Origin of the sequence: Marichromatium bheemlicum, assembly GCF_012276755.1 — a bacterium.
Lineage (GTDB): Bacteria > Pseudomonadota > Gammaproteobacteria > Chromatiales > Chromatiaceae > Marichromatium > Marichromatium bheemlicum.
In genome coordinates, this window is record NZ_JAAXKX010000005.1 from 14,701 (window position 1) to 38,427 (window position 23,727).

General features: G+C 67.9%; 21 protein-coding genes and 1 pseudogene. 7 read left to right on the forward strand and 15 right to left on the reverse strand.

Features of this window, described 5'->3' with window-relative positions; all coding sequences use genetic code 11:
- Nucleotides 1–113: 113 nt before the first annotated feature.
- Nucleotides 114–1,940: a translational GTPase TypA gene (gene typA, locus HF203_RS05195; protein WP_210424644.1), complete on the forward strand. Its 1,827-nt coding sequence runs from the start codon at nucleotides 114–116 to the stop codon at nucleotides 1,938–1,940.
- A gap of 35 nt (nucleotides 1,941–1,975) precedes the next feature.
- On the opposite strand, the gene HF203_RS05200 is transcribed toward typA, so the two are convergent.
- The gene (locus HF203_RS05200) at nucleotides 1,976–2,536 is read right to left on the reverse strand and encodes a DUF2939 domain-containing protein (protein WP_168667327.1); all 561 of its coding nucleotides are present in this window, start codon (nucleotides 2,534–2,536) and stop codon (nucleotides 1,976–1,978) included.
- 156 nt (nucleotides 2,537–2,692) lie between these two features.
- Between HF203_RS05200 and pip the strand changes: the two genes are divergently transcribed.
- From pip to HF203_RS05220, 4 genes are all read left to right on the forward strand, one after another.
- Nucleotides 2,693–3,664 (forward strand): prolyl aminopeptidase, encoded by a 972-nt coding sequence (pip, locus tag HF203_RS05205; protein WP_168667329.1) that lies wholly within the window; start codon nucleotides 2,693–2,695, stop codon nucleotides 3,662–3,664.
- Nucleotides 3,661–4,098: a D-aminoacyl-tRNA deacylase gene (gene dtd / locus HF203_RS05210; RefSeq protein WP_168667331.1), complete on the forward strand. Its 438-nt coding sequence runs from the start codon at nucleotides 3,661–3,663 to the stop codon at nucleotides 4,096–4,098. Before pip ends, dtd begins: the two co-directional genes overlap by 4 nt.
- A 262-nt stretch (nucleotides 4,099–4,360) precedes the next feature.
- On the forward strand, nucleotides 4,361–5,665 hold the full coding sequence (locus HF203_RS05215) for a DUF58 domain-containing protein (RefSeq protein WP_168667333.1): 1,305 nt from the start codon (nucleotides 4,361–4,363) through the stop codon (nucleotides 5,663–5,665).
- Between the two features lie 54 nt (nucleotides 5,666–5,719).
- Entirely contained in the window at nucleotides 5,720–7,240 is a 1,521-nt protein-coding gene (locus HF203_RS05220) for a hypothetical protein (RefSeq protein ID WP_168667335.1), read from the forward strand.
- 75 nt (nucleotides 7,241–7,315) lie between these two features.
- Here the strand turns inward: HF203_RS05220 and lipB are convergent, their stop codons facing one another.
- The 11 genes from lipB to HF203_RS05275 all read right to left on the reverse strand — a co-directional run bounded on the left by lipB (nucleotide 7,316) and on the right by HF203_RS05275 (nucleotide 18,077).
- Nucleotides 7,316–7,984 carry a lipoyl(octanoyl) transferase LipB gene (lipB, locus tag HF203_RS05225; RefSeq protein WP_425483202.1) on the reverse strand — a complete coding sequence of 223 codons (669 nt, stop codon included), beginning with the start codon at nucleotides 7,982–7,984 and terminating at the stop codon, nucleotides 7,316–7,318.
- On the reverse strand, nucleotides 7,972–8,241 hold the full coding sequence (locus HF203_RS05230) for a YbeD family protein (protein ID WP_168667339.1): 270 nt from the start codon (nucleotides 8,239–8,241) through the stop codon (nucleotides 7,972–7,974). Before HF203_RS05230 ends, lipB begins: the two co-directional genes overlap by 13 nt.
- Nucleotides 8,228–9,094, reverse strand: coding sequence for a D-amino acid aminotransferase (locus HF203_RS05235; protein ID WP_168667341.1), 867 nt, complete (start codon nucleotides 9,092–9,094; stop codon nucleotides 8,228–8,230). Before HF203_RS05235 ends, HF203_RS05230 begins: the two co-directional genes overlap by 14 nt.
- 28 nt (nucleotides 9,095–9,122) lie before the next feature.
- On the reverse strand, nucleotides 9,123–10,262 hold the full coding sequence (locus HF203_RS05240) for a D-alanyl-D-alanine carboxypeptidase family protein (RefSeq protein ID WP_168667343.1): 1,140 nt from the start codon (nucleotides 10,260–10,262) through the stop codon (nucleotides 9,123–9,125).
- A 140-nt stretch (nucleotides 10,263–10,402) separates the two neighbouring features.
- Nucleotides 10,403–11,296, reverse strand: coding sequence for a septal ring lytic transglycosylase RlpA family protein (locus tag HF203_RS05245; RefSeq protein ID WP_168667345.1), 894 nt, complete (start codon nucleotides 11,294–11,296; stop codon nucleotides 10,403–10,405).
- Nucleotides 11,297–11,349: 53 nt separating this feature from the next.
- Nucleotides 11,350–12,333: a lytic murein transglycosylase B gene (mltB, locus tag HF203_RS05250; protein WP_168667347.1), complete on the reverse strand. Its 984-nt coding sequence runs from the start codon at nucleotides 12,331–12,333 to the stop codon at nucleotides 11,350–11,352.
- A gap of 124 nt (nucleotides 12,334–12,457) precedes the next feature.
- Entirely contained in the window at nucleotides 12,458–13,594 is a 1,137-nt protein-coding gene (rodA, locus tag HF203_RS05255; RefSeq protein WP_168667349.1) for a rod shape-determining protein RodA, read from the reverse strand.
- Nucleotides 13,584–15,467, reverse strand: a complete 1,884-nt coding sequence (mrdA, locus tag HF203_RS05260) for a penicillin-binding protein 2 (protein ID WP_168667351.1) — start codon at nucleotides 15,465–15,467, stop codon at nucleotides 13,584–13,586. The genes rodA and mrdA overlap by 11 nt, the downstream gene beginning before the upstream one ends.
- Before the next feature lie 4 nt (nucleotides 15,468–15,471).
- On the reverse strand, nucleotides 15,472–15,960 hold the full coding sequence (mreD, locus tag HF203_RS05265; protein ID WP_168667353.1) for a rod shape-determining protein MreD: 489 nt from the start codon (nucleotides 15,958–15,960) through the stop codon (nucleotides 15,472–15,474).
- Entirely contained in the window at nucleotides 15,957–16,919 is a 963-nt protein-coding gene (gene mreC / locus HF203_RS05270; RefSeq protein ID WP_425483200.1) for a rod shape-determining protein MreC, read from the reverse strand. The genes mreD and mreC overlap by 4 nt, the downstream gene beginning before the upstream one ends.
- A gap of 111 nt (nucleotides 16,920–17,030) precedes the next feature.
- Nucleotides 17,031–18,077 carry a rod shape-determining protein gene (locus HF203_RS05275; RefSeq protein ID WP_168667354.1) on the reverse strand — a complete coding sequence of 349 codons (1,047 nt, stop codon included), beginning with the start codon at nucleotides 18,075–18,077 and terminating at the stop codon, nucleotides 17,031–17,033.
- Between the two features lie 434 nt (nucleotides 18,078–18,511).
- Here HF203_RS05275 and gatC point away from each other — a divergent pair, with 434 nt between their 5' ends.
- On the forward strand, nucleotides 18,512–18,799 hold the full coding sequence (gene gatC, locus HF203_RS05280) for an Asp-tRNA(Asn)/Glu-tRNA(Gln) amidotransferase subunit GatC (protein ID WP_168667600.1): 288 nt from the start codon (nucleotides 18,512–18,514) through the stop codon (nucleotides 18,797–18,799).
- Nucleotides 18,799–20,253 carry an Asp-tRNA(Asn)/Glu-tRNA(Gln) amidotransferase subunit GatA gene (gene gatA, locus HF203_RS05285; protein ID WP_168667356.1) on the forward strand — a complete coding sequence of 485 codons (1,455 nt, stop codon included), beginning with the start codon at nucleotides 18,799–18,801 and terminating at the stop codon, nucleotides 20,251–20,253. The genes gatC and gatA overlap by 1 nt, the downstream gene beginning before the upstream one ends.
- Nucleotides 20,254–20,316: 63 nt before the next feature.
- Here gatA and HF203_RS05290 read toward each other — a convergent pair whose 3' ends face one another.
- The 3 genes and pseudogenes from HF203_RS05290 to glyS form a co-directional block, all read right to left on the reverse strand.
- Nucleotides 20,317–21,057, reverse strand: coding sequence for a lysophospholipid acyltransferase family protein (locus HF203_RS05290; protein ID WP_168667358.1), 741 nt, complete (start codon nucleotides 21,055–21,057; stop codon nucleotides 20,317–20,319).
- Nucleotides 21,054–21,644 (reverse strand): annotated as a pseudogene (gene gmhB / locus HF203_RS05295) (D-glycero-beta-D-manno-heptose 1,7-bisphosphate 7-phosphatase); the annotation flags it as partial. The gene HF203_RS05290 and the pseudogene gmhB, both read right to left, overlap by 4 nt.
- The gene (gene glyS, locus HF203_RS05300) at nucleotides 21,638–23,719 is read right to left on the reverse strand and encodes a glycine--tRNA ligase subunit beta (protein ID WP_168667362.1); all 2,082 of its coding nucleotides are present in this window, start codon (nucleotides 23,717–23,719) and stop codon (nucleotides 21,638–21,640) included. The gene glyS and the pseudogene gmhB, both read right to left, overlap by 7 nt.
- Nucleotides 23,720–23,727: the final 8 nt, after the last annotated feature.

Genomic DNA, 23,727 nt, shown 5'->3' on the forward strand with positions numbered 1-23,727 from the left:
ACGCATCCCTGGCGGTGATGCGCCCGTCCCGGATCGTGCGGAAACCGCCCCATATCTCCGGGCCCAGCGAACACCCAGAGGCGCGTCGCGCCTCGCCAACGAGTGATAAGGCATTGTCAAGCAAGCAAATCGAGAAACTCCGCAATATCGCCATCATCGCCCACGTCGACCACGGTAAGACCACCCTGGTCGACCAGCTGTTGCAGCAGTCGGGTACGCTCGGCGAGCGTTTCGGGCCGGTGGAGCGGGTGATGGATTCCAACGCGCTGGAGAAGGAGCGGGGCATCACCATCCTCTCCAAGAACACCGCGATTCGTTGGAACGACTATCGCATCAACATCGTCGACACCCCCGGGCACGCCGATTTCGGCGGTGAGGTCGAACGTGTGCTGTCGATGGTCGACTCGGTGCTGCTGCTCGTCGATGCCCGCGAGGGGCCGATGCCGCAGACCCGCTTCGTCACCAGCAAGGCCTTCGCCCATGGCCTGCGCCCGATCGTGGTGGTCAACAAGATCGATCGGCAGGGCGCCCGCCCCGACTGGGTCATCGACCAGGTCTTCGATCTCTTCGATCGTCTCGGCGCCACCGATGAACAGCTCGACTTCCCCATCGTCTACGCCTCGGCACTCAACGGTTATGCCGGGCTCGAGGACGATGTGCGCGAGGGCGACATGAGTCCGCTGTTCCAGGCCATCGTCGAGCACTGTCCGGCCCCCGAGGTCGATCCCGAGGCGCCCTTCCAGATGCAGGTCTCGACCCTCGACTACAACGCCTTTGTCGGCGCCATCGCGGTCGGGCGTATCCGTCAGGGCAGCGTGCGCCCCAACCAGCAGGTGACTGTGGTCAAGCGCGACGGCACCCGCCAGCGCGTCAAGATCGGCCTGGTCTACGGTTATCTTGGGCTCGACCGTCACGAGGTCGAGTCGGCCAGCGCCGGTGACATCGTCGCGCTCACCGGGATCGAGGCGCCGAACGTCTCCGACACCCTCTGTGATCCCGATCATGTCGTGCCGATGACGCCGCTGACCGTCGACGAGCCGACCGTGACCATGACCTTCCAGGTCAATACCTCGCCCTTCGCCGGGCGCGAGGGCAAGTACCTGACCTCGCGTCAGCTCAAGGACCGGCTCCAGCGCGAGCTGATCCACAACGTCGCGCTGCGCGTCGAGGAGGGCAACGACCCGGAGAAGTTCCGCGTCTCCGGGCGTGGCGAACTGCACCTCTCGATCCTGCTCGAGAACATGCGCCGCGAGGGCTACGAGCTGGCCGTCTCGCGTCCGGAGGTCATCTTCCGCGAGGTCGACGGCCAGATCTGCGAGCCCTACGAGCAGCTCACCGTCGACGTCGACGAGGAGTGCCAGGGCGCGATCATGCAGGCGCTCGGCGAGCGTCGCGCCGAGCTCAAGGACATGGTCCCCGACGGCAAGGGTCGGGTGCGACTCGACTACGAGATCCCCTCGCGCGGGCTGATCGGCTTCCAGACCGAGTTCATGTCGCTGACCTCGGGCACCGGGCTCAAGTATCACGTCTTCGAGCGCTACCGTCCGGCTGCCACCGGTGGTATCGCCGAGCGGCGCAATGGCGCGATGATCGCCAACGCCACCGGTAAGGCGCTCGGCTACGCCCTGTTCAATCTCCAGGAGCGGGGGCGGATGCTGGTCTCGCCGGGCGACGAGGTCTACGAAGGCCAGGTGGTCGGTATCCACTCGCGCGACAACGACCTCACCGTCAACCCGCTCAAGGCCAAGCAGTTGACCAACATCCGCGCCGCCGGCTCGGACGAGAACATCCTGCTGACTCCGCCGGTGCGCTTCACCCTGGAGCAGGCGCTGGAGTTCATCGAGGACGACGAGCTGGTCGAGATCACCCCCGCCGCCATCCGCGTGCGCAAGCGTCATCTCACCGAGCAGGAGCGCAAGCGCGCCAATCGCGGCGCTTGATCCGGCGGACTAGGTACGCGCCGCGCGGCGCGGGCTCAGTCCGTTGGCAGCACGATGTTGACCAGCCGCCAGCGCAGTCCGTCGCGTTCGAGCACGAAGCGGGTCTCGCGCCCATCCTCGTCCGGTACCCACACCGAGAAGGTGGCGAGATCGTCGTAGACGTACCGGGCGTCGGCGAAGGGTAGCGGCTCGTGGCGCGGCTGCTCGTCGCGTGAGGGCGAGGTGGTCGCGGGCGGTGAGGGCGGGGTGGTCTCCGGATGTGGTTCCGGGGTCTCGCCGGCCATTATCTGGGCCAGTCCCGCCGGGGTGACGAAAGCATCGACCATGCCGTCGACGATCTGCGAGGCCAACCCCGCCAGCGCCAGGGTCAGTGGGTTGGCCGCGTCGGTCGCGCCGCTCTGTTCGAGTGCCTTGGCATTGAGCTGAGCCTTGAGACCTTCGCGCAGGCGTGGAAAGTCGATGTGGCGCTCGAGCATGACCGAGTCTCGCTCGATGATCCCGGTACGGATCTGAACCACGGTCAGATAGGGACCTGCGGCGACATAACCGAGCCCGAGCAACAGGGCAACGGCGAGTAGCAGGGGGAGGATCTTCATGGCTAACGTCCTGACATCCACTGTTCGCGGCGGTCTGCCGTGCGCTCAAGGCTAGCATGGGCGCCGGTCGGGGCGGCGGGTGCGTGATCGTTCAGGGTTGCGTACCATCGAATCATTCGGGCCGCAGGCCGTGTCCATGGCAATCCTGAGCAATTCATGCAGCGCACAGATCCAATCCTCCACCCCATCACCGACCCCTTCGCCGTCCACCGGTTGGACGTGGGTGACGGGCATCAGCTCTATGTCGAGGAGTGCGGGCGGCGCGACGGCGTGCCCGCGCTCTTCCTCCACGGCGGTCCCGGTGCCGGTTGCGAGCCGGCGCATCGCGGTTTCTTCGATCCCGAACGTTATCACCTGGTGCTGTTCGATCAGCGCGGTTGCGGGCGTTCGCGGCCGCACGCGGCGCTCGGCGCTAACACCACCTGGGATCTGGTCGAGGACATCGAGCGCATCCGCGAGCACCTCGGCATCGAGCGCTGGTTGGTGTTCGGTGGCTCTTGGGGATCGACCCTGGCGCTGGCCTATGCCGAGACCCACCCCGAGCGGGTCTCGGCCTTGGTGGTACGAGGCATCTTTCTCTGTCGTGATGCCGAGATCCAGTGGTTCTACCAACAGGGCGCGAGCTGGATCTTTCCGGATCACTGGGCCGACTTCATCGCCCCCATCCCCGAGGCCGAACGCGATGATCTGCTGCACGCCTATCATCGTCGTCTCACCGGCGACGACGAGGTCGCGCGCATGGCCGCGGCCAAGGCCTGGTCGATCTGGGAGGGCCGCTGCTCGACCCTGCGCCCCAATGACGTGGTCAGCGATCACTTCGCCGATCCCCACCTGGCGCTGAGCCTGGCGCGGATCGAGTGCCACTACTTCGTCAACCACGCCTTCCTCGCCCCCGAGCAACTGTTGCGTGACGCCGGCCGACTGGCCGGGATCCCTGGGGTGATCGTGCAGGGGCGCTATGATCTGATCTGTCCGATGCGCTCGGCCTGGGAGCTGCATCAGGCCTGGCCCGAGGCCCGCTTCGAGGTCATCCCCGACGCTGGCCACTCGGCCTTCGAGCCGGGTATCCAGCACGCCCTGGTGACCGCTACCGACCGCTTCGCCAGTGAGCTCGGGGGGGCGGCATGATCGGGCTGTTGCAACGGGTGAGCCGAGCCCGGGTGGCGGTCGCGGGCGAGACGATTGGCGCCATCGATCGCGGGTTGTTGGTGTTGGTGGGGGTGCAGCGTGGCGATACCGAGGCGCGCGCCGAGCGCTTGCTTGAGCGTCTGCTCGGCTATCGTGTCTTCCCCGATGCCTCTGAGCGGATGAACCTCAGCCTGCGCGACATCGATGGCGGTCTGCTGCTGGTGCCCCAGTTCACCCTCGCCGCAGACACCCGCAAGGGCACCCGTCCCGGCTTCAGCAGTGCCGCACCGCCCGACGAGGGTCGCCGGTTGTTCGAGCTGCTGCTCGAACGCGCCCGCGCCGAGTGCGCCGCCGTGCAGAGCGGGCGCTTCGGCGCCGATATGCAGGTCGAGTTGGTCAACGATGGCCCGGTGACCTTCTGGCTGGAGACATGAGGCGGCTTGGCGGCTGCCAGCGATCAGCCGCCAGCCATAGCCACCAGCCACCGGCCTCCAGTTGGAGAGGTTGAACCGCGAGGACACGAAGCTCGCGAGGTGATTCGCGGTTCAGGGCCCGAGTGGCGGCGCTGCTTCCCACTGGCGGCTGGTCACTTCTTTCCCTTTTGCGGGCTTGGTCTCTTGGCGGTTCGATCGCCGCTGCTCACCGTCTCCTCAACCCCTGGTCCACTGCCCTGTTCGGGGCCTATTGGAGTCACGGATGCGTCCGACCCTTGTGCTGTGCTGGTTGCTCGTCGGTTGGACGCTGATCGGGTTGGTGGCCGTCTGGGTGTCGGCGGCTGGGTACGGGTGGCGTTGGTACGGCGGGCTGCTCGCGGGGGTCGCACTGGGCGATGCGCTGGCGCTGTGGCGAACGCCGTCGCCGCGGGGTGAGCGGGCCCTGCCGCAGACCCTGTCTCAGGGTCAGTGGTGCACGGTCGGCTTGGTGTTGCGCTCGGCGGCCCAGCGGCGATTGCGACTGCTGGTGCATGATCTGCACCCGGGTGAGTTCGCAGTTGCGGGTCTGCCCGCCGCCCTGGTCCTGTCCCCGCGGGGCGAGGCGCGAGTCGACTATCGACTACGGTCGGCGACACGCGGTGACTTCACCTTCGCTGGCCTTGATCTGGCGCTCTCCTCGCCCTTTGGTCTGTGGTGGTGTCGGCGGCGGTTGCTGGTGCCAGGGCGGGTGCGGGTGGTGCCGCCGCTCGCGGCGCTGCGTCGCGGGGTCGCGCTGGCGGCGCAGGATGCGCGACTCGGCGCCGGGGTGCACCCGCACCAACGGCGTGGCAGCGACGGCGATTTCCATCAGTTGCGCGACTACCGCGCCGGCGACCTGTTGCGCCAGATCGACTGGAAGGCGAGTGCGCGGGCGCGTCGTCCGATCTCGCGCGAGTATCGCGAGGCGCGCGATCAGCAGTTGGTGTTCCTGCTCGACTGCGGTCGGCAGATGCGCCATCTCGGTGATGGTGTCGGCCACCTTGATGCGGCGCTCGCCGCCTTGCTGTTGGTAGCCGCTCTGGCGGTGCGCCAGGGCGATGCGGTGGGGCTGATGAGCTATGGCGGGACGAGTCGCTGGTGTCCGCCGCGCCAGGGGCAGCCGGCGTTGCGCCGCTTGCTCGATGACTGCTACGACCTGCAGCCGACGCTGGAGGCGGCCGATCCCTTGGTCGCCGCCGCCACGCTGCAGCAGCGGCTGCGGCGCCGTGCCCTGGTGGTGCTGATTACCTGCGGGCGCGACGAGGACCAGGAGGGACTGGAGCAGGCGGCGCGACTGCTCGGTCGCGATCATCTGCTGTTGCTCGCCGACCTGCGCGAGCGCTCGCTGGAGGGGGCGCTGAACCAGCCGGTGCGTGATCTGTCGGATGCACTGCGCTTCCATGCCCTGCGCGATTGGCGCGAGCGGCGGCGGGTGCGCTGCGCGCGGCTGCGTCGACGCGGGGTCCAGGTGCTCGACCTGCTCCCGGAGCAGTTGCCGGTGGCGCTCTCCGATCGCTACTTGGCCATCAAGCGGGCCGGTATGCTGTAATTCCCGATCGGCCGTGAGGCTTGGCCGGTGAACCCTCTGTCAGGAATCGACCCCATGCGTACACTGCTCGGCGCGCTCGCGTTGCTCGTCGTCTCGGTCCAGGTGCGGGCCGGGATCCCCGCCACCCCGGTGATGACCCTCTATGCCTTCAATGGCCCTGTCGAGGTGCCCTATTACAGCGCCGAGCGCTTCCGCCCCGGTGACCCCGGGGCGCCGATCGGCACCCTCGCCCAGGGCACCTCGCTGATCCCCTGCCTGGTGGTCCGTGACGGGGCACCGCTCACCGACGCCTCGGGCACGCCCTATGTCGGCTTCGAGGTGGTGGTCGACCCGCGTCGCGCCGGTCCCGAGGCGCGTGCGCGCTTCCTCGCCGCGATCGAGCGACGCAAGGGGCTGGAGGTGGAGAACCATCACTGTGAGGCTGGGGTGCGCGGGGTGATCGATGTCCGTCAGCTCTATGCCATGGAAAAGGCGCCCTTCTTCACCCCGCCGTCGGCAGGTCGAGCGGATGCCGCGGTCCCGGCCGGTGCGAGCCAGCTCGACCGCATCATCCGTGACTTCCATGCCTCCTCCGAGTGTGCCCGCGCCAACGCGCGCTTGAATGGGCGGCGTGGCGCGTTGGAGCGGGCCTGGGAGGATTATCTGGCCCGCCGCCGCGGCGAGCTGCCGCTGACCACCCTGGCGCGCGCCAAGCACCTCGACTACACCCTGCGCACCGCGCTGTTCGAGGGCCATCATGCGCGCGGCTGCAACGCCTATGGCGCCTGCGAGCGCAACATCGTCGCGCTGACCATCCGTAACCGCGCCGTCGGCCAGTGTCCGCGACACATCGGTTGTACCTTCCCCGGCGACTTCCAGGGGGTCTCGTCCAAGGTCTCGCAGTACAACATCTGGGACGAGTTCCTCACCCAGATCTCCGGCCTGACCGCCTGCTATCTGCGCCCGGACCTGGCCGACGAGCCGCGCTTCGCCAAGCTGCAGGCGATGTACGCGCAGAGCGTGGGGGACATCGAACGCATCCTCTATGGCGACGACGATGATCTGCGCGCGGTCTTCCCCGATACCGATCTGGCCAAGCTCAAGCAGGTGCGTCACTACTATCACGCCCCGGCGATGGGCAAGTGCTTCCCCGAGCATCCCCGTGTCGAGTACATGTCGGGGGCGATTGCCCGCCATGGCGACGACTTCGCGCTGATCGCCAACACTCGTATCGAGGTCGGTGAGACGGTCGGCGACGGTTATCGCTTCAAACAGTTTCGCTTCGACGAGCTGGAGACACGCGATCGCACCTGGGTCGAGGACAGCTATCCCGGTTTCGTCGTCGACGGGCGCAAGGTCAGTCTGCGGCGCCCGAGTGATTGCCGTCCTTATGGACTTCCGGCCGGTTGTCGGTTCGATGACGAGATCGGGCGCTATCGCAAGATCCCGCACTGGGTCGATGCCGGCGAGTCGCTGGAGATTCGCTGCCGGGTGATCGACTCGGGGAGCGACTGCGAGCGGCGCGGACGCAGTGTCACCGCCCGGGTCGGCGGTGTCTGCGATCGTGAGATGCACCCGGTCAGTGGCGTGCGTTGAGAAGACGAGAGGGGCCGATGGGGCCCGTCTCGATGCAGCTGGGGCCGGGGGCCCGACGACATCGCCCGCTGGCGCTCAACGCGCCCAGCGCGGCTCCAGCTCGAACACCCGAGCGAGGGTGTCGACCAGCCGATTGGCGACGTCATTGACCCCGATCCCGGCGACGTACTCGGAGAGCTGGGTCATCGCCAGCCCGGCATAGCCGCAGGGGTTGATCCGGGTGAAGGGCTCGAGCTCCATGGCGACATTGAGCGCCAGTCCGTGATAGCTGCGGGCGTTGCGCACCCGTAGTCCGAGCGAGGCGATCTTGGCCCCATCGACATAGACGCCGGGGGCGTTGTCACGGCGCTCGGCATCCACCCCGTAGTCGTTCAGCAACTCGATCACCGTCTGTTCGAGCATGTTGACCAGCCGTTTGACGCCGATCCCGGCGCGTCTCAGATCGAACAGTAGATAGGCGACCAGCTGACCGGGACCGTGATAGGTGACCTGACCGCCGCGGTCGACCTGTACCACCGGGATGTCGCCGGTGGCGAGCAGGTGTTCGTGGCGCCCGGCCTGGCCGAGGGTGAACACCGGCGGGTGTTCGAGCAGCCACAGCTCGTCGAGTGAGTGCGGGTCGCGGGCGTCGGTGAAGCGGCGCATCGCCGTCAGGGTCTCGGCATAGTCCTGCAGTCCCGGCAGGCGCCGGATCAGTAGCTGCTGTGGGGGTGTCGTCTCCGTGGTCTCGCTCACAATGCCCAGACCACGCGCTCATGGGCCGTCAATTCGGCATAGATGGCATCGAGCTGTGCCTTGCTGTGTGCTTCGATGGTGACCGTCACCGCCAGCCACTTGCCGCCATTGCTCGGGCGCACGGAGATCGCGGCGGCGTCGACGCCGGGGGCATGGCGTTCGACGATGTCGACGACCAGGGTCTGAAAGTCGTCGCTGGCGCGTCCCATCGCCTTGACCGGGAAACGGCAGGGGAATTCGAGCAGGGTTTCTTCAGAATTGGACATGACCGTTGCGTACCTGTGACTTGTAGTCTTGATAGAGGGCGTCCATACGTTGCCAGAGTGGCCCTGGGCGGCCGCTGCCGACCGGCAGGCCGTCGAGCCGGGTGACCGGCAGCAGTTCACGGGTGGAGCTGCCGAGCCAGATCTCGTCGGCCGTGCGCAGCTGGGTGTCCTCGATCGGTTGTTCGGAGTAGGCGATCGCGCCGTGCGCGGCGAGTTGCAGCACCAGCTCGCGGGTGATGCCGGCGAGCAGGTGGTGGTCGCAGGGCGGGGTCAGCAGTCGCTGGCCCTGGACCACGAAGACGTTGGCCGCGGCCGCCTCGGTGACCCGCCCGTCGCGTACCATGATGGTCTCGTCGGCACCGGCATCGGCGGCCGCCTGACGCATCAGTACCGCCCCGAGCAGCGAGGTCGACTTGATGTCGCAGCGCTGCCAGCGGATGTCGGGCCGGGTGATGCAGCGGATGCCATCGCGGGCGATCGCCGGGTCACGCGGCGCGAGCGGTGTGCTCATCGCCAGCACCGTCGGGGAGGGCACGGCCGGACAGCGATGATCGCGGGTCGGCGCCACCCCACGGGTGATCTGCAGATAGAGACTCTGGTCCGGTGCCGGCGGTTCGCCAGCCAGCCGGCGAGCCACCCGTTGCCAGCCCTCGCGCCCGAGCGGATCGCCGAGGCCGATGGCGGCGAGGCTGTGTTCGAGCCTGGACAGGTGTCGATCGAGACCCAGGAAATGGCCGCCGTAGCTGGGCACGACCTCGTAGACGCCATCGCCGAACAGGAATCCGCGATCGAGCACGGAGACCTGCGCCGCCTCGGGCGGTAGGAAACGACCGTTGAGATAGATCTCTTTCAAGCGCTCGACCCGCCGGCTCGGGCCGGCATCAGAACATGCGCAGTAGATGATCCTTGGCCTTGCGGACCAGGCCGCCCTCGGGGACGGCCTCGAGCGCGACCAGCGGCACCCGGGTTAGCTCGTGGCCGGCGTTGTCGACCACCAGGTCACCGATGCGTGCGCCGGCGCTGATCGGGGCGGTGAGCTCGGCGGTACGCTCGATACGGGCGCTGAGTTGACCATAGTCACCGCGAGGGATGGTCGCAAACACATCCGTCGCCGGTCCCACCGACAACACCTCCTGCTCGCCGTACCACACCCGCAGGTGTTCGACCGGCTGACCGGCCGGGTAGAGGTGGTGGCTCTCGTAGAAGCGGAAGCCGTAGTTGAGCAGCGCCAGGCTGGAGGTGGCGCGGGCATTGGGGCTGGGCGCGCCCATCAGCACCGAGACCAGCCGCTGGTCGCCGCGCTTGGCCGAGCCGACCAGACAATAGCCGGCGGCACGGGTGTAGCCGGTCTTGACGCCGTCGGCCGAGGGGTCGCGGCGTAGCAGCGGGTTGCGGTTGGGCTGGGTGATGTCGTTGTAGGTGAAGTCGCGGCTGCTGTACCAGGCGTAGTACTGCGGGAACTCGCGGATGATCGCCATGGTGACACGAGCGATGTCGCGGGCGGTGGTGTAGAGATCGGGGTCGGGCAGACCGTTGGGGTTGGTGAAGTGGCTGTTGGTCATCCCCAGCCGCCGCGCGTGGGCGTTCATCAGGTTGGCGAAGGCCTCGACACTGCCGGCGACGTGTTCGGCGAGGGCGACGCTGGCGTCGTTGCCCGACTGGATGATCATGCCCTTGAGCAGTTCCTCGACACTGACCTGGGTGCCGACCTCGATGAACATCCGTGACCCGCCGGTGCGCCATGCCTTCTCGCTGACCAGCACCTGGTCGTCGAGACGGATGTTGCCCTCGGCGAGCTCACGAAAGACCACGTAGCCGGTCATGATCTTGGTCAGACTCGCCGGTTCCAGACGCTCGTCGGCGTTGACGTCGGCGAGTGCCATGCCGGTGTTGAAGTCGATCAGCAGATAGCCCTTGGCGTCGAGTTGCGGCGGTGCCGGGATCTGTGGGGCGGCGAGTGCCAGGAGGGGCTGCAGCGACAGCAGGGCGATCAGGACGAGGGGCTGGAGGAGTGACTTCATGGGTTGTCCGGGTTCGGCGTGGGGGCGTGTCATCACAGGCTATTCTAACCTTCCTGGCGGTGTCTTGGGGATCGTCCCGGCGTTGATCGGGGGCGCCCCGGGCGTGCCGGTGGGCGTCGCCCGGGGGAGGAGAGGGGCCATCAGTTCTGGATCAGGCGGGTCTCGCCGATGCCGAGGTTGGCCAGGCGCTCGGTCAGGGCGCTGGCCTCGGTGTGCGAGGCCAGTGGGCCGATGCGCACCCGATAGAGCGCGCTGCCGGCGCTGCGGGTGTTCTCGACCAGGATCGGGTCGCCGAGTTCCGGGGTCAGCCGAGAGCGCAGGCGCTCGGCGTTGCGCGGATCGCCGAAGGCGCCGACCTGGACGTAGAGCCTGCCCGCGGCGGTGCTGGTGGGAGGCGAGGCGGCCGGCGCGGTCGTGCGCGGCGTGGTCGTCGGTGGTCGTGGCGCCGGCTCATTGCGCGCCATCATGGTACCGGGGGCGGTATCGGGACGTCGCGGATCGATGGCACGGACTTCGACCATGGCGGTGCCCTTGCGCACCATGCCGAGCTTGGCCGCTGCGGTGTAGGACAGGTCGATGACACGTGAGCCGTGGAAGGGGCCGCGATCGTTGATCCGCACCACCACGCTGCGGCCGTTCTCGAGATTGGTCACCCGGGCATAGGTCGGCAGCGGCAGGGTCTTATGGGCTGCTGTCATGGCGTGCATGTCATAGGGCTCGCCCGAGCTGGTGCGGCGACCGTGGAAGTCCTTGCCGTACCAGGAGGCCAGGCCCCGCTCGACGTGTCCGCGGCTGCTCGCCTTGGTGTAGTAGCGTTTGCCGAAGACCTCGTAGGACTTGGGGTTGCCGTATCTGGATCTGGGCTCGACCTTGGGGACGGCGTCGGGGATGCTGGCGATCTCCGGCGGGACGTCGTCGAAGGCGTCGAGCTGGTGCTGGCCTGGCTGGCTGGCGCAGCCGCCGAGTGTGGCCGCACCGATTGCCAGTGCGGTCAGCAGCGGCAGCGGCGATGGACGAGCGGACGGTATGGACATGCGGGTCCTCCCCTGCAACCGCGCCTGTTGATCGACCGCGATGCGGGGCGCGCTCATGGCGGCGGCTCCCCGATCGCCTCGCTCAACTGGTGCACGGCCATGGCGTAGAGGTTGCTGTGGTTGTAGCGGGTGATGGCATAGAAGTTGGCGAAGGTGATCCAGCAGCGCTCGCCCACTGCGCCGCCATCTAGACACATCAGGTTGGCCGGCGTCTCGGGTGCGAACCCGGTCGCGGCAGCCGGGTCGATGCCGGCGGCGCGTAGCGCGCCGAGGGTGGTTGCGGGCGCGCGCGGTGCCTTGCGTACCACTGCCGGTATGGTCGTTGGCGGTCGCTCCAAGGGGATCGCCACCGGGCTGCCTGCACGCCAGCCGTGACGCGCGAGGTAGTTGGCGACGCTGCCGATGACATCGGCGCTGCTGTGCCACAGGTCGCGCCGGCCGTCGCCGTCGAAGTCGACGGCATAGGCGCGGTAGCTCGAGGGGATGAACTGGGGCATGCCGAGCGCGCCGGCATAGGAGCCGCGCACGGCGCGCAGATCGATCTCCTCCTCGGCGCCGAGCAGGATCAACTGCTCGAGTTCACGGCGGAAGAAGGCGGCGCGTCTGGGATAGGAGAAGCCGAGCGTGGTCAGCGCGTCGAGTGCGCGATGACGCCCCAGTACCTCGCCGTAGCGCGTCTCGATGCCGATGATGGCGACGATCACTGGCGCGGGCACGCCGTAGCGCGCCTGGGCCCGCGTGAGCTGTTCGGCATGGGCGGCGTGGAAGGCGCGTCCGCCGGTGATGCGCTCGGAGGTGAGAAAGAGCGCGCGATAGCGATGCCAGGGCTTGCCCTCGTAGGGCTGCTCCATGGCGTCGATGATCTCCTGGCGGTACTCGGCAGCGGCGATCAGGGTCGCGAGCGCCTCGGCATCGAGGCCATGGCGTGTGGCCGTCTCGGTGACGAAGGCGACGGCGGCGTTTCGATAACTACTGGGCGCGGCCTCGGCGGTGGCGATCAGCAGCAGCGTGCTCAGCAGGAGGAACAGGGTTCGCATCGGCGCTCGATCGGTCGGTCCTGGTCTCGGCGCCGGCCGGGGAGGGGCCGGGCACGACGGTGGCATCGCCCGCGACGGCTCGGGCATTCCTTGATACTCGACCTCCAGTATATGCGCAAAGCGCTTAAATCCGAACCCTTTTTCGATGTGTCTCGATACTCATGATCATCCCGAAACCGATCATCAGCGTGACCATCGAGGTGCCCCCGTAGCTGATCAGTGGCAGCGGCACCCCGACCACCGGTAGTAGCCCGGTGACCATCCCTGTGTTCACGAAGACATAGACGAAGAACACCATGGTCAGCCCGCCGGCGAGCAGTCGACCGTAGTTGTCCTGGGCGCGGCTGGCGATCACCAGGCCGCGCAGGATGATGAACAGGTAGATGGCGAGCAGGGCGAGGATACCGGCAAAGCCGAACTCCTCGCCGATTACCGCGAAGATGAAGTCGGTGTTGCGCTCGGGCAGGAACTCCAGGTGTGATTGGGTGCCGTTGAGCCAGCCCTTGCCGGAGATGCCACCGGAGCCGATGGCGATCTGTGACTGGATGATGTGATAGCCCGAGCCGAGCGGGTCGGACTGTGGATTGAGGAAGGTCAGCACGCGTTCGCGCTGGTAGTCGTGCATGCCGAACCACAGCAGGGGTGCGGCGGCGGCGGCGACGATCACCAGGGCGCCGATCATCCGCCAGCTCAGCCCGGCGATGAACAGCACCATCACCCCGGCGCTGGCCACCAGCAGCGAGGTGCCGAGATCGGGTTGCTTGGCGATCAGTACCACCGGGATCATGGTGATGATCGCGGCCATCAGGATACGGCCGTGTGAGGGCGGCAGCGGTCGCGCGGCGAGGATCCAGGCGACCGCCATGGGCACCGCGAGCTTGAGTAGTTCCGAGGGCTGGAAGCGGATGAAGCCGAGGTCGAGCCAGCGTTGCGCACCCTTGCCGACCTCGCCGACCACCAGCACCGCGATCAGCATGATGCAGCCGGCCACGAACAGCGCCGGGGACCAGTGGCGCAGCCGGTTCGGTGTGATCTGCGCTATCGCCAGCATCAGCCCGAAGGCGATGCCGAGTCGCAGCAGCTGGCGTTCGACCGCCGCCGGGCTCTGATCGCTGGCGCTGTAGAGCACCATCAGTCCGAAGCCGCACAGCCCGAGCAGCGCGACCAGCAGGGGCGCGTCGATGTGCAGCCGGCGCAGCGGTCCGGGCAAGGGTTCGTCGACCCCGCGATCGAGTTGCGCGGAACGGGCGTTAGTTGCCATCGCGACGCTCTTCCTCCTCCGGTGGCAGTGGTTCACCGCCGAGATAGGCGTCGATCACCCGCCGAGCGATGGGGGCGGCGGTGGCGCTGCCACTGCCGCCGTTCTCGATCACCACGGCGACGGCGATGCGCGGATCCTCGACCGGCGCGAAGGCGACGAACAGGGCGTGGTCCTTGAGTCGCTCGGGGACGGTGTCGGCGTCGTAGCGCTCGCCCTGACCGATGCTGAAGACCTGTGCGGTGCCGGTCTTGCCGGCGATGCGGTAGTCGGGCGAGCGGATCTTGCGCGCGGTGCCGCGGCGGTCCTCGATCACCGCCACCATGGAGTCGATCACCGTGTCCCAGTGCGCCTGGTCCTCGACCTGGATCTGGTGGTCGACGAGCGGCAGTGGCTCTTCCGGGGTGCGCTGTGGGGTCTCCGAGGCACGGCTGGCACGCACCACCCGGGGGGCGATGAAGTGGCCGTGGTTGGCCAGGGTGGCGGTGGCCGCCGCCAGCTGCAGTGGGGTGGCGAGATAGGCGCCCTGGCCGATACCGATGATCAGCGTCTCACCCGGGAACCAAGGCTGGTTACGGACCCGCTGCTTCCACTCGCGCGAGGGCAGCAGCCCACCGAGTTCGCCGGCGAGGTCGACCCCGGTGGGGGTACCGAAGCCGAACTCGGCGAGGCGCGCGTGCAGTCGGTCGATACCGAGCTTGTGGGCGAGATCGTAGAAATAGACGTCGCAGGACTCGGCCATCGCCGCATGCAGGTCGACCTGACCGTGGCCGCCGCGGCGCCAGCAGCGGAAGCGATGCGAGTGGCCGGGGAGGGTGAAGTAGCCAGGACAGTAGCTCTTGCTCTGCGCGTTCACCGTGCCCTCGAGCAGGCCGGCGAGACCGACGAATGGTTTGACCGTCGACCCCGGCGGGTACTGGCCACGGATGGCGCGGTTGAACAGCGGCTTGTCGGGCGAGTAGAGCAGTGCGTGATAATCCTTCTGGCTGATGCCCTCGACGAACAGGTTGGGGTCGAAGCTCGGCTGGCTGACCAACGCCAGTACCCCGCCGTTGCGTGGGTCGATGGCGACGATGGCCCCGCGGCGCTCGCCGAGGATGTCGGTGGTGGCACGCTGCAGGTTGATGTCGAGATAGAGACTGAGGTCGCGTCCTGGCACCGGCGGCTGGCTCTCGAGGGTGCGCAGCACCCGGCCGCGGGCGTTGACCTCGACCTGCTGGTGACCGACCTGACCGTGGAGCAGGTCCTCGTGGGCCTTCTCGATCCCGCCCTTGCCGATGAAGTGGGTGCCGGCATAGTTGCGTGCGTCGATGCGCTTGAGTTCGCGCTCGTTGATGCGCCCGACATAGCCGAGTACGTGCGCGGTATAGGGGCCGAGCGGATAGGCACGCACCAGCTCGGCGCGCACGTCGACCCCGGGGAAGCGGTGGCCGTTGACCGAGAAGCGCGCGACCTCCGCCGGGGTCAGGTTGAGCCGGATCGGCACCCCCTGGAAGCGCATCCGCTGGCGTTTGAGTCGAGTGAAGCGGGCGCGATCCTTGGCGTCGATCGGGATGATGTGGGAGAGCGCCGCGATGGTGGCGTCGAGATCGGGGACCTTCTCAATGGTGATCTCGAGCGAGAACGAGGGATGGTTCTCGGCCAGCAGCACGCCGTTGGCGTCGTAGATCAGGCCGCGGGTGGGTGGGATCGGTTGGATCTTGACCCGGTTGTCCTGTGACAGCACCGAGAAGTGCTCGTGACGCTCGACCTGCAGGTGCAGCAGCCGCGCCACCAGAACCCCGAGCGCCAGTATCACCAGCAGCGCGGCGATGGTCGCGCGGGTGGCGATCATCCGCTGTTCGCGCTTGCGGTCCTGGAATCCCGATTCGAGCATCGTCTCAGAGCGTCCCGGCGCGTCGACCGAGGTCGCCGAGTAGTGCACTCAGCCAAGGCCAGAGAATCAGCCCGAGGAAGGTCGGGAGCCAGTAGCTCAGCCCCGGCATCGGCTGCCCGGTGGCGCCCAGCACCCACAGGGTGAGTAGTCGCTCGGCGAGCAACAGCACCCAGACGAACAGGGTCTGTTGCCACATCGGGAAGATGCGGATGCGCTGGTGTAGCTCGACGACCAGATAGGCGAGTAATGACAAGGTGAGGGCGTGTTGGCCGAGCAATGTGCCCGAGACCACGTCGAGTGCCAGGCCGGCCCCGAAGGCGGAGAAGACGCCGGCCCGCTCCGGGGTGTGCAGTGACCAGAACACCACCACCAGCGCGACCCACTGCGGGCGCAGCGCCTCGAATTCGACGGGCATTGGTAGGATGGTCAGACAGAAGGCGGTCAGCAGGCTCAGGCCGATCAGCCAGCTGCCGCGCGGGCGGCTCTCGCTCATGGTCGGGGCGCGGTCTCCTCGGGCTGGGTCTCGGTGATGGCCCGTTGCTGCAACGCTGGATCCATGGTCCAGACCAGGAGCACCTCACGGCTGCGGTCGAGCGCTGCAGTGGGCTCGGCGATCACGGTGGTGAAGGGGTTGTCGGGGTCGTGGCGCACGGTCTTGATGCGGGCCACCGGGTAGCCGGGGGGGAAGCGTTCGCCCATCCCTGAGGTCACCAACAGATCGCCGACGCGGACATCGGCGTTCTTGGGGATGTGCAACAGCTGCAGTTGCTGGCTCAGGCCGGTGCCGGCGGCCACCGAGCGCAGGCCGTTGCGGTTGATCTCCACCGGCAGGGTGTGTTCGGCATCGGTGATCAGCAGCACGGTGGAGGTGAAGGCATTGGTCTGGATCACCTGTCCCATCACCGCGTTGGCGTCGAGCACCGGTTGCCCGACGAACAGCCCCGAGCGCGAGCCCTTGTTGATCATCACCTGTTGACGATAGGGGGCGATCTCGAGCGACATGATCTCGGCGATCAGCACCCGCTCGCCGACGTTGAACGAGGAGCCGAGGAGGTCGCGCAGCCGCATGTTCTCTGCCTCCAGTGCCTCGAACTGCTGCAACCTGGCCTTGAGGGTCAGGTTCTCGCGGTGCAGTGCGGCGTTGCGCGCGCGCAGCTCGGCGGCGCTGGTGAGGCGTCCCTGGGTATCGCGGACCATGTGCGCCGGCAGGTCGACGACATAGTGCAGCGGGTAGGCGGCCAGGGTGAGCGTCGAGCGCACCGCGCCGAGATGATCGTAGTGGTGGTCGGCGATGATCAGCCCCAGGGACAGGATCACCGCCACGATCATCCTGAGCAGTGGGGATGGGCCGCGGACGAACAGGGGTTTGATGGTCGGCTCCTCGGCAATGACTGGATTGGGGCGGGCCGTATCCGCCGCGCGCCATGAGGCCGCCTCCGGCCCCTGGGACAAGCCGACGTCCCTCCCTTCCTGGGATCGGGTGCCGCGCCCGGGGCATTTTCCGATATTGCGCCGAGCGCGACTAGTCCAAGCGTACTGGGGTTGTGCCGTAGTGGCGCCGGATCACTCGACCGAGAACAGTCCGGTGGCGCGCTCGTCGATCAGCTCCAGCGCCTTGCCACCGCCGCGCGCCACGCAGGTCAGGGGGTCGTCGGCCATCACCACCGGCAGTCCGGTCTCGTCCTCGATCAGACGATCGAAGCCGCGCAGCATCGAGCCCCCGCCGGTCAGCACGATACCGCGCTCGGCGACATCGGCGCCGAGTTCCGGCGGGGTCTGCTCCAGGGCCATCTTGACGGCGCCGACGATGCCCGAGATCGGCTCTTGGAGCGCCTCGAGGATCTCGTTGCTGTTGAGGGTGAAGCTGCGCGGCACGCCCTCGGCGAGGTTGCGGCCCTTGACCTCCATCTCCAACATCTCGCTGCCCGGATAGGCCGAGCCGATGGTGTGCTTGATGCGCTCGGCGGTGGTCTCGCCGATCAGGGTGCCGTAGTTGCGACGGACGTAGTTGACGATGGCGTCGTCGAAGGTGTCGCCACCGATGCGCACCGAGGCCGAGTAGACGATGCCGTTGAGCGAGATCACCGCCACCTCGGAGGTGCCGCCACCGATGTCGATGACCATGCAGCCGTGAGGTTCGTGCACCGGCAGTCCGGCGCCGATCGCCGCCGACATCGGCTCTTCGATCAGATAGACCTCACGCGCGCCGGCGCCGGCGGCCGACTCGCGGATCGCGCGTCGCTCCACCTGGGTCGAACCGCAGGGCACGCAGATCAGTACCCGGGGGCTGGGGCTGATCAAGCGCGACTCGTGCACCTTGTGGATGAAGTACTGCAGCATCTTCTCGGTGACGGTGAAGTCGGCGATGACACCGTCCTTCATCGGTCGCACCGCGGTGATGCTTTGTGGGGTCCGTCCGAGCATCAGCTTCGCCTCCTCACCCACGGCGGCGACTGATTTACCGCCGGTCGCGCGGTCGTGACGGATCGCAACCACCGAGGGTTCGTCGAGCACGATGCCACGTCCGCGGGCATAGATGAGGGTGTTGGCGGTTCCCAGATCGATCGACAGATCGTTGGAGAACATCCCGCGAATGCGTCTGAATACCATCAGATACTTACCTTGGAGGAATAGAGGAGCGCCGGGTCCCGCAGGCGTCCGGTATCGATGTCCGCTGAGGGAATCCTTGAGAAACAGGACGGCTAATCTAGCAATGCAATCAGGGATGGGCAAGGCAGCGGGCCAGCGACCAGGGGATTGAGCCGCGAAGGCGCGAAGGGGAATAAGCCGCCAGCCGCCTGCGATCAGCCGCCAGTGGGTGCGGCTTGCGCCGCCTGTGGCCTCACGCCAACATCACCCTCCATTCACTTTGCGTGCTTCGCGGCTTTGCGGTTCAATCCTGGTGGCTGGTGGCTGGTGGCTGGTGGCTGGTGGCTGGTGGCTGGTGGCTGGTGGCTGGTGGCTGGTGGCTGGTGGCTGGTTCCACCGTCCATGGCCGCTATGCTATTTTGAGCCTTCATTTTTGTAGGCCCAGCAGGACGGACATGTCACTGGATCGTTCCGACGTCGAAAAGATCGCGCATCTCGCGCGCCTGGCGATCAGCCCGGATCAGACCGAGCGCTATGCCGCTGAACTCTCCAATATCCTCGATCTCGTGGCGCAGATGGACTCGGTGAATACCGACGACGTCGAGCCCATGGCACACCCGCTGCACATGGTCCAACGGCTGCGGCCCGATCAGGCCACCGAGCCGGATCGTCGTGCCGAGTACCAGGCCGGCGCGCCATTGACCGAAGGCGGCCTCTATCTGGTTCCGAAGGTCATCGAATAATGCAGAACAAGTCGATCGCAGAATTGGCCGCCGATCTGCGGCTGCGCAAGTATTCCAGCACCGAGCTGACCCGCCACTATCTCGATCGCATCGCGCGACTCGACCCACGGCTCAACAGTTTCATCACCGTCGATGCCGAGGCCGCGCTCGCCGCCGCCGCGCGCGCCGACGAGGCGCTGGCGCGAGACGAGGGCCGTCCTCTCACCGGCATCCCCATCGCGCACAAGGACATCTTCTGCACCAAGGGGGTTCGTACCAGCTGCGCCTCGCGCATGCTCGACGACTTCGTCGCCCCCTATGACGCGACCGTGGTCGAGCGCCTGGCCGCCGCCGGCGCAGTGATGCTCGGCAAGACCAACATGGACGAGTTCGCCATGGGCTCGAGCAACGAGACCAGCTACTACGGCCCCGTCGCCAACCCTTGGGACACCTCGCGGGTGCCGGGCGGCTCCTCCGGCGGCTCGGCCGCGGCGGTGGCCGCGCGGTTGTGCGCGGCGGCCACCGGTACCGACACCGGTGGCTCGATCCGTCAGCCGGCGGCGCTGTGCGGCATCACCGGCATCAAGCCGACCTATGGGCGCTGCTCGCGCTGGGGGATGATCGCCTTCGCCTCCTCGCTTGACCAGGCCGGGGTGATGGCCCGTTCGGCCGCCGATGCCGCCTTCCTGCTCGACGAGATGGCCGGCTTCGACGAGCGCGACTCGACCAGCGCCGAGGTGCCGGTGCCGGACTATGTCGACGCCCTCGACAACGACATCAGCGGTCTGCGTATCGGCCTGCCCAAGGAGTTCTTCGGTGAAGGACTCGACCCGCGTGTCGGCGCCGCGATCGAGGCGGCGATCCGCGAGTACGAGAAGCTCGGCGCCGAGATCCGCGAGATCAGCCTGCCCAACAGCCCGCTCTCGGTGCCGGTCTACTACGTGGTGGCGCCGGCGGAGTGCTCGTCGAACCTCGCCCGTTTCGACGGGGTGCGTTATGGCCACCGCTGTGCCGATCCCGCCGACCTCGAGGACCTCTACACCCGCAGCCGTGCCGAGGGCTTCGGCGCCGAGGTGCAGCGCCGGGTGATGATCGGGACCTATGTGCTCTCGGCCGGCTACTACGACGCCTACTACCTCAAGGCGCAGAAGATCCGTCAGCTCATCGCTGATGACTTCAAGCGTGCCTTCGAGGAGGTCGATGTGATCATGGGGCCGACCACCCCGAGCACCGCCTTCGCCCTCGGCGACAAGATGGACGATCCGGTGGCGATGTATCTCAACGACATCTACACCATCGCCACCAACCTCGCCGGGCTGCCGGGGATGTCGATTCCGGTCGAGCCGGTCGAGGGCATGCCGGTCGGGCTGCAGCTCATCGGTAACTACTTCGATGAGGCGCGGTTGCTCAATATCGCGCACCGCTACCAGCACCTCACCCACTGGCACCAGGCCGCGCCCGCCGGCTTCGAGTGATCGCGTCGCCCCCCGGAATGGGGGGCTGACGCGGATGCCCGTCACTGCATCGGTGGCGGGCGTCTACCCTTGCCGGACGCCGAGGCCGAGCTGGCCCGAGCCTGGTCGCGGTAGTGCTGCCACCGTGTCCTCGATCCACTGCTCGACCGCAGTATTGATCTCGGCGGCCTTGCGGCCCTGGGTCTCCATCAGTGGCCCGATCACCAGATCGATGGTGCCGGGGCGCTTGCGCAGGCTGCGCCGCCCCCAGAACTCGCCGGCGTTGTGTGCCACTGGGACCACCGGTCGGCCACTGCGTTCGGCCAGCAGTGCCCCGCCGATGGCGTAGGGTTGGCGTGTCCCCGCCGCTACCCGGGTCCCCTCCGGGAACACCACCACCCAACGTCCGGCCTTGAGTAGCGCCAACCCCTCGCGCAATAGCTGCGCGACTGCGCGGCGTCCGGCCGAGCGATCGATGGCGATCGGCTGGAAGCGCTTGAGCGCCCAGCCGAAGAAGGGAATGCGCATTAGCTCGCGCTTGAGCACCCAGGTCTGCTCCAGCGGCAGGATGGCGCGCAGCGCGATCGTCTCCCAGGTGGACTGGTGCTTGGCGAGCACGATCGCCGCCCCCTCGGGCAGGTGTTCGAGGCCCTGGATGCGATAGCGCAGTCCGCAGATCCAACCGAGCGCGCGGAGGTTGAGCCGCGCCCAGGCGCGCGCCATCCAGGGGCCGACCCGTTTGGGGGTGACGAGGATCAGCGAGGCGTACAGCACGATGGTGATGTACATGAAGGCTTGATAGCAGAACGAGCGGATCAGGATCATGGGCGTGTGTCGGATGCGAGTAGGGCGTCGGCCGCCGCGCTGAGGTCGGGGAAGATCGGGACGTCGGCCAGAGGGTCGGGGCCCGGATGGTCGGCACAGGCCGCTAGGGTGCGCTCGCCCTTTCCGGTGCGCACCAGCCAGGGCGCGGCGCCGGCGCTACGCGCGGCTTCCAGATCGCGCAGCGAGTCGCCGATCACCGGCACCCCGCGGAGATCGGCACCGAGTCGTCGGGCGATCTGCTCGAGCAGACCGGGCAGCGGCTTGCGGCAGCGACAGCCGGCGTCCGGGCCATGGGGACAGAAGGCGATCATCTCGACCCGTGCGCCATGGTCGGCGAGTTGTTCGCGCAGGCGCTGGTGGATGGCGTCGAGGGTGCTCGGGTCGAACAGTCCCCGGGCGATGCCGGACTGGTTGGTGGCGATGGCCAGCCGCCAGCCGGCGTGGTGGAGCCGGGCCATCGCCTCGAGACTGCCGGGGATCGGCCGCCACTCCTCGACCGACTTGATGTAGGCGTCGGAGTCATGGTTGATGACCCCGTCGCGGTCGAGGATGACCAGCCGCTCGGTCATGGTGGCAATGCTCAGTGCTGTAGCCGCGAGATATCGGCGACCTGCATGAACAGTGCGCCGAGCGACTGCAGCAGACGGACGCGGTTGGTCCGTACCGCCGGGTCCTCGGCCATTACCATCACCTGATCGAAGAAGGCATCGACGTCGCCGCCGAGTTCGGCCAGGGTGGCGAGCACGCGACCATAGTCGCGGCTGGCGACCAGTGGCGCGACCGTCTCGCCGAGTGCGACGACGCGTTCGGCGAGACGTTGCTCGGCGGGGTCCTTGAGCAAGGCGGAGTCGACCGCGCCGGCCTCACCGACGACCTCGGCGTTCTTGGCCAGGATGTTGTGGATGCGTTTGTTGGCCGCGGCCAGCGAGGCGGCCTGGGGCAGTTCGCGGAAGGCCGCGACCGCGGCGATGCGGCGGTCGAGTTCCCAGGGGTTGGCGCCACCGGCACCGAGCACCGCCTCGACGACGTCGGCGCCGACGCCCTGCTCCTCGTAGTAGCCACGCAGCCGCTCGAGCATGTAGTCGCGCACCTCGCCGACCACCTCGGCGCCGAGCAACCCCTCGGGATAGCCTGCGGCGGCCTGTTCGAGCAGTGCCTCCAGGTCGAGATCGAGCGGGGTCTCGATGAGGATGCGCAGCACCGCGATCGAGGCCCGGCGCAGCGCGTAGGGGTCCTTGGTGCCGGTCGGGCGCAGTCCGATGCCGAAGATGCCGACCAGGGTATCGAGGCGGTCGGCGAGCGCCAGGGCGCGGCCGCACAGCCCCTCGGGCAGGGCGTCGCCGGCAAAGCGCGGCAGGTACTGCTGCTCGATGGCGGCGCTGACGCAGGCGTCCTCGCCGGCGCGCTCGGCATAGTAACGGCCCATCGTGCCCTGCAGGCTGGTGAACTCGTAGACCATGCTGGTGACCAGGTCGCACTTGGCCAACCGCGCGGCGCGCTCGATCAGTGCCGGGTCGCCGCCGAGCGGTGCGGCCAGGGTGCGCCCGAGCCGCGCCACGCGCGCGCTCTTCTCGGCCAGGGTGCCGAGCTTGTCCTGGAACACCACCCGTTCGAGCTTGCCGGCAAAGGCCTCGAGCGGCTGCTTGAGGTCCTGCTCCCAGAAGAAGGCGGCGTCGGCGAAGCGCGGGCGGATCACCCGCTCGTTACCGGCACGTACCTTCTCGGGGGTGCGGCTGACGATGTTGGCGACGGTGATGAAGCAGGCCTGCAACCGGCCCTCGGCGTCCTCCACCGGGAAGTACTTCTGGTTGCTCTGCATGGTCTCGATCAGCACCTCCGGGGGGATCTCCAGGAAGCGTTCCTCGAAACGACCGAGCACCGGCTGCGGCCACTCGACCAGGGCGCAGACCTCGTCGAGCAACTCGGGGTCGATGCGCGCGCGCAGCCCCTCGGCCTCGGCCAGGGCGGTGACGCCGGCGCGTACCTGTTCGCGGCGCCGGGCGAAGTCGGGCTCGACCCGGCCGGTGGTGCGCAGCTGCTCGGCGTAATCGTCGGCGCGTGCGAGGGCGATCGGCTCGGGGTGGTGGAAGCGGTGGCCGCGGGTGCTGGTGCCGGCCTCGATGCCGAGCACCCGGCCGGCGACCGGCTGCTCACCGAGCAGCAGGCAGACCCAGTGCACCGGGCGCACGAACTCGGCCTCGCCCGCGCCCCAACGCATCCGTCGCGGGATCGGCAGGGTGGCGAGCGCGGCCTCGACGATCTCGGGGACCAGCTCGGCGGTGGCCTGGCCGACGAGGGTCGAGCGATGGATCAGCCAGGTGCCCTTGGGCGTCTCCTCGCGCTCGAGCGCCTCGACTTCGACGCCACAAGAGCGGGCGAAGCCCTGCGCGGCCTTGGTCGGCGCGCCGGCGTCGTCGAAGGCGGCCCGGAGCGCCGGGCCGCGGCGCACCTGCTGCTGGTCGGGCTGGCGGGTGGCGATGCCGCGCACCAGCATCGCCAGACGGCGCGGTGCGGCGAAGGGCTCGATGGTGGCGAAGTCGATGCCGCGCTCGCGCAACTCGCGCACCACACCCTCGACGAAGGCCTGTGACAGACGTGGTAGCGCCAGCGGGGGGAGTTCCTCGGTGCCGATCTCGATCAGCAGATCAGTGGATGCGTCCAATGTTCTCT